Raw genomic sequence first — 4,739 nt, 5'->3', positions numbered from 1 at the left:
AACTCGTAAGTCATGTATTCTTAACTCGTCACTCAAAAAAACTTTTTCAAAGTGGCTTTTTTTATAATTAACTAATAATCAATTTTTTAATTAAAATTGGTGAACTCAGACCTCAATCCATGCTCACCCTGCCAATTCCAGCTTTGGCTGCCTGATGTAAACTCGTTTTGTAATCACTCGGCTTCATCCCCAAACACAATTCAAAGAATTGCCTGGCCTGCGCGTAGTTTTTCCTTACTTCACAAATCAAACCTGCCTGTAGCGCTGCGTTACAGGCATAATAATAGGTGGATTCCCGGCCATTTATGATGGTTTGGCGATACAGGGCAAGGGCTTCATCCCAACGCTCCATACCATGCAACACCCTGCCCAGGCGATAGGTATATTCCAATTGGGTAGCCTGAGTAGGCCAACGGTAATTTTCTTTTTCCTTTAGTAATTCAAGCGCTTTTTGATAATAAGCTCCATCAAAAAGGAGGCGGGCTTTGACCAGGGTAGGATCGGGAATGGAATTGTTTTGCGCTTCTTCCTGCGCATTTTTGTCTGAACCAAAATCAGCTACTCCCCTTTGCGTACACAACTGCAGGTAACGCTTGTAACCAGCCGTATTGCCTTTGATCAATTCTGACCAGGCCAGTTTTTGGTACGCCTCTTTAATGTTATTACGCCCTCGAAAACGGGTGAGGAAATTCAAAAAATGTGGGGCAGCATCATTGTCCAAACGGCGCAATTTGGCTAAACCCAATTGGAATCCCAACGCTGGAAAATCCAGCGTACCCGCCGTTTTGTGGTATTGACTCAACATCTCAATAGCCTCAGTGTTGTGCCCGCTGCGTAATGCCACACTTGATTTGAGGAAACAGTGCAGCGGATTTTTAGCTACATCTAGGTTTTGACTTTGTAATATTTTCCAGGCTTCCTCAGCATCGTTTTCCAGGTGTAAGACCATAAAGGCGTAGTAGACCACGGTTTCATCGGCGAACATAAACTCGTTTTGCTTGGCGTAGCGCATTACTTTTTCCAATTCAGCTTTGCCCTGAGCGATCGAGCCCTGCATCCCTCCCAACAACTTTACCCCCCATTGGTAATTGTCGGGAATGGTGCCAACCAGTGCGTGCAATAGCCCCAGGTCTTTGTAATTGGGCATAAACTGTGGGAACTTCTCCTGGTTTTTTTTCAACAAACGAAAGGCTTTACCTGCGTTGGAGAAGGCACCCAGAAAATCTCCAAATTTGAGCTTGACCAAGGACCATTGCAAAAAAATATCCCCTTGGGCATAAAGGTAATAAGGTGATTGGGGGTCACCTGCTTTGATTTTATCCAGGCGGATGTCGAGGTGTTTTTTGAGGCGGTTGTATTCTTCCACATCTTCATTGATGTAGAGGCGAAAAAAATCGAGGTAATTTTCGATGTGGTAAACGGCGAGGTTTTGGGGAGCTTGAGTCTTGAGTTTGTTCAAAATCGACGCTGCTTCATCCAATCGGAGGGCAACCGCTTTTTGGTAAGCTTGTTGGATGGAACTGTTGTAGCTGAAATACTCCTCAGCCTTGGCGGGAATTCTCCAACAAAAAACCAGCAATAGAGCTAGCAATGTAGTTTTCTGGCGTAAAGTATTGTTCATGTGGATTATAATTAGGGCAAAGATACATCAAAAAGGAGAAAAAAGCTTGTTCAAGTCGGTCACAGTAATGTCCTTTTCAATTACTTTCGCCCCATGAAAAAGCCAATCAGTATCGAAGTTGCGCAAAACGACAATAGCTCCCGGGCCAAACGTTACAAGGAGTTCAACACCTTGCTCAACAAGATCAACCAACTTAAACTGCAATTGGAAACCTTGCAAGCCCAGGTGAGTTCGGGTTTGGCTTTTTATCATCAGGAAATCCTTCCCCTCTACCTCAAGCAACAAAATTTGCTGGTCGAGGAAGTGCAGGCTTTACATCGGGCTTATTCCCATCCAGTTTTTGGGCGAAACGACCGAAAAAAAATCGCGGCTTTAATCCTCTCGCATTGTCATAGTCTTTTCCAGGACACCGACAGAGATTTCTCCGCCCTGACAGATATCTACAATTTTTATGCCGACCAAACGCGCGAGGAACTGGAAGCGGAAAAAAAGCTGCTCGACCAGGAACGGGCCGAAGCAATGCTGCGCTCTTTTGGCCTTGATGTTGAAGTGGAGGATGAAGATGATCTGGAAACAATCCTGAGCAAAGCCCGGGAAGTCGCTGAACGCAAACAAAGCGAAGCCCAGGAACACGCTGAAAATGAGGCCCAGCAGGCCAGAAGTGAAAAACAAAAAATAAAAGCAGAACGGGAGCGCCAAAAAGAAAAGGACATCCAAAAAGTGTGCAAAAACATCTATGGTGACCTGGTTCGCCTCTTGCACCCCGACCGCGAAATTGATGAAAACAAAAAGGCCGCCAAGACCGAAGCCATTCAGCGCGTCAATGAAGCCTACGAGCGCAATGACCTCTTTGAATTGCTTCGCCTGCAGGCTGAATTCTTGCAAAAAGAAGGCGATGCCTTGACCCTTTTACCCGAAAAAGAATTCAAATACTACCTGCAAGTCCTCAAAGCACAAGAGCAGGATTTGCAGACTGAACTCAACGCTACCAGCAAAGCCCCTGGACTGGAAGGCTACATCAGCCAAAATCTTTGCCACGCCAATCCCATTACCACCCAAATCTTACGCCAGCGGGCGGTGAAGGAAGCAAAAGAAGCCTTGAAATCCCATCAGCACAATTTGAAATTGGCCAAAGATCCTATTGTTTTAAAAGAGGCGCTGCGGTATTATGAAGTAGAAGCGGATGAAGCCGCTGACCACGATTTTGATCAATTGTCTGAAGAAATGGGGGATTTGTTTGAGAAAAAAGGGAAGGGGAAGAAGAAAAAACGTTAATCCCAATTATTTCTCCCCAAAAATCGTAATGTTTCTTTCGCCCTTCGTATGCATTTTCCCCATCCCCTGCATCCTTCCCTTGTGCGTAAAAAAACATCACCATGAAACAACACCTTTTCATCCTCTTATTCCTTTTTTCCTGTCTGCAAATCTGGGCCGAAACCCGCATCCCCTCCCGCATCACGGAAGCAACCGTATACCGCAGCGGGGCCAAACTGACCAATGTTGCCTCGGTGCGTTTGACGGCGGGCAGCAACCAAATTGTGTTTGAAAAACTACCCGTCGACCTGAATCCCAATAGCATACAGGTGCGGATTGAGGGCAAAGCGGATTTGTTGTCAGCTTTTTTTCGGCGGGCAACCATCGAACTGAACCAGCCTAATGGCTCGGCCATAAAGGCCTTGCAGGATTCCATTGAAACGGTCAACGATCGCATCCTGCGCCTGGTTGCTGAAAACGAAATCCTGAACAAAGAAGAAAGCAGCTTACAAGACAACCAAAAGCGTGTAGGTGCCGGGGAAAACAGTACCCTGAGTGTCAACGACTGGAAAGAAATGACCCAGTACTACCGCACACGCCTCACCGAAATCAAAAACCGCCAGTTGGAAATCACTTTCCAGCGCCGCAAGGAAGATCGGCTGATGGCTGGTATGAACGAGCGCCTGCGCAAATTCAATCACCGCGAGACCCAAACCCTGGGTGAAATTGTGCTACAAATTGAATCAGCCACGGCCCAAACCCTGAACATCAGTTGTGTGTATTTCATCACCCAGGCCTATTGGACCCCTGCCTATGACCTGCGCGCCGAAGCGGTCGACAAACCCTTGCGCATGGTGTACAAAGCCGTAGTAAGCCAACAATCCGGCTTTGATTGGCAAGCGGTCAAACTCAAATTGTCTTCCGCCCGGCCCCTAAGTAACAACAACCGTCCCATTTTAACCCCGCAATATGTTGATTATTACGTGGCCCGGCCCATCCGTGATCTGGACGATGGCCTGGCGGCCGGCCGGGGAAATGTGTACAACCTCTCGCAGGTTCGTACCGAAGATCGTCGGGACATGGCCAAACCCTCCTCTGGCCCTGGCGACTTGGGCGAAGTAGTAGTCACTGACGAAGAAGTAGTGCTAGAGGAGAGTGCCAGCGGCGAAGAATTTGAAATCACGGCGCCGCAAAGCATCGTCTCCGGTGCCGAACCCCAAACGGTGCGCTACAAAGAAGAACAAATGGACGCCATTTACCAATACCACGCCGTACCTAAAATGGATCCTGGCGTATTTTTGCTGGCCAAAATTCCAAACTATGGTCGTTATGGCCTTTTGTCGGGAACGGCGCAGATTTTCTTCAAAGACACCTACGTAGGCCAGTCCGAAATTGATACCAAAACGGTGTCCGACACGCTGCTGCTTTCCCTTGGGCGCGATGAAGACATCAGCATCAAGCGGGTAAAACCTACCGATTTGGCCTACACGCCCAAGTTCCTGAACAATTTCAAACGGGAGTTGGTAGCCTATGACATTGTGGTTAAAAACAACAAAAAAATCCCTGTAAACATCGAAATTCTGGATCAGATTCCAGTTTCCAAACAAGATGACATCACGGTGGAACTGGAGGAAAAAAGTGGTGCGCAATACTCGGCAGATTTTGGCAAATTGCTCTGGCACCTGGAAGTTCCGGCCTATGGCAGCAAAACCTTGCGCTTTAAGTATTGGCTGAAATATCCGAAGGATCGGACGGTAGCAAAACCGTAAAAATCTTTGAGTTACGAGTTAAGAATACATGAGTAGCGAGTTTTGAAGTGAGCTACCGCAGTAACTTTGACACAGCCTTGGTCTAAGTCGCTGCG

The 4,739-nt window shown here is 47.2% G+C and carries 3 protein-coding genes; 2 read left to right on the top strand and 1 reads right to left on the bottom strand.

The window, feature by feature from the left end; translation table 11 throughout:
- Positions 1-112: 112 nt before the first annotated feature.
- Positions 113-1,621 carry a hypothetical protein gene (locus SFV55_RS24950; protein WP_320032296.1) on the bottom strand — a complete coding sequence of 503 codons (1,509 nt, stop codon included), beginning with the start codon at positions 1,619-1,621 and terminating at the stop codon, positions 113-115.
- Between the two features lie 93 nt (positions 1,622-1,714).
- On the opposite strand from SFV55_RS24950, the gene SFV55_RS24945 reads away from it, so the two are divergent.
- Together SFV55_RS24945 and SFV55_RS24940 are read left to right on the top strand one after the other, a co-directional pair.
- Positions 1,715-2,896 (top strand): hypothetical protein, encoded by a 1,182-nt coding sequence (locus SFV55_RS24945; RefSeq protein WP_320032295.1) that lies wholly within the window; start codon positions 1,715-1,717, stop codon positions 2,894-2,896.
- A gap of 101 nt (positions 2,897-2,997) precedes the next feature.
- Positions 2,998-4,644, top strand: a complete 1,647-nt coding sequence (locus SFV55_RS24940) for a DUF4139 domain-containing protein (protein WP_320032294.1) — start codon at positions 2,998-3,000, stop codon at positions 4,642-4,644.
- Positions 4,645-4,739: the final 95 nt, after the last annotated feature.

Origin of the sequence: Haliscomenobacter sp. (genome assembly GCF_033763495.1) — a bacterium.
Lineage (GTDB): Bacteria > Bacteroidota > Bacteroidia > Chitinophagales > Saprospiraceae > Haliscomenobacter.
This window is presented reverse-complemented; position numbering and strand designations above follow the sequence as displayed.

Excerpts from the sequence above, each read along its gene's own strand:
- SFV55_RS24940 (WP_320032294.1), top strand. The coding sequence starts at position 2,998 with ATGAAACAACACCTTTTCATCCTCTTATTCCTTTTTTCCTGTCTGCAA.
- SFV55_RS24945 (WP_320032295.1), top strand. The coding sequence starts at position 1,715 with ATGAAAAAGCCAATCAGTATCGAAGTTGCGCAAAACGACAATAGCTCC.
- SFV55_RS24950 (WP_320032296.1), bottom strand. The coding sequence starts at position 1,621 with ATGAACAATACTTTACGCCAGAAAACTACATTGCTAGCTCTATTGCTG.